1 protein-coding gene is annotated in these 1,302 nt (G+C 65.1%); it reads right to left on the reverse strand.

Annotated elements, in window-relative coordinates; genetic code table 11:
• A partial coding sequence (locus DEH69_RS27035; protein ID WP_181727627.1) for an acyltransferase domain-containing protein occupies positions 1 to 1,185 on the reverse strand: 1,185 nt, incomplete at its 3' end.
• Positions 1,186 to 1,302: the final 117 nt, after the last annotated feature.

Here is a 1,302-nt window from a genome sequence, read left to right on the forward strand (position 1 = left end):
CCAGTAGCGGTCGCGTTGGAACGGGTAGGTCGGCAGCTCCACGGGACGCCCACCCACACAGACCGCGGACCAGTCGACCTCGACACCCGCCACCCAGGCCCGCGCCAACCCCTCCAACACACCAGCGAGCTCAGGCCGCTTACGCCGCCCCAGAGCCGAAACCGAAACCGAGGACGCGCCCTCATCCCGAACACTCAGGCACTCACCAACCATCCCCGACAACGTCCCATCCGGACCGATCTCCACCACATGCCGCACTCCTTCCGCACCAACCAACACGCCAACAGCGTCAGCGAATCGGACACCCTCCCGAACATGCCGCACCCAATACCCCCCAGCACCCCACTCCCGGGCACCGATCCGCTCCCCAGTGAGAGTGGAAACAACAGCGAACCGCGCACTCTCACCAAAACTCAGCCCCGCCACCACCTGACCGAACTCCGCCAACATCGGCTCCATCAAAGGCGAATGGAACGCATGCGAGACATTGAGCCTACGGATACGAACCCCCCGCTCCTCAAACACCCTCCCAATCGCCAGAACAGCGCCCTCCGCACCGGAAACCACCACCGACGAAGGACCATTGACCGCCGCAATCCCGACCACACCCTCATCGAAGCCCCCCAACACCTCCCGCACCACCCCCTCCGACGCACCCACCGCCACCATCGCCCCACCCTCCGGCAACGCCCCCATCAACCGACCACGCGCCACCACCAACCGACACCCATCAGCCACCGACAACACCCCCGACACACACGCCGCAGCAATCTCACCCACCGAATGACCCACCACCACATCCGGCACCACACCCCACGACTCCACCAACCGAAACAACGCCACCTCAAACGCAAACAACGCCGGCTGCACCCAATCCGTCCGCCCCAACAACCCCTCATCCCCACCCCACACCACCGCGTTCACATCACCATCCAACAGACCACCCAACACCCCAACCACCTCATCCCACGCCTCCGCAAACACCGGAAACGCCTCATACAACTCCGCACCCATACCCAAACGCTGCGCACCCTGACCAGCGAACACCACACCCACCCGACCACCCACACCACGCGCCACACCCGACACCACACCAGCAGCCTCACCCCCACCAGCCACCACACCCACACCCTCAACCAACTCACCCAACGAACCACCCACCACCACCGCCCGATGCTCAAACACCGAACGCGAAACCCCCAACGACCACCCCACATCAACCGCCCCCACACCCGACAACCCACCCAACCGACCCGCCAACGCCCGCAACCCCACATCCGAACGCCCCGAAAACGCCCACGG

It is taken from the genome of Streptomyces sp. PT12 (genome assembly GCF_003311645.1).
Classification (GTDB): Bacteria; Actinomycetota; Actinomycetes; order Streptomycetales; family Streptomycetaceae; genus Streptomyces.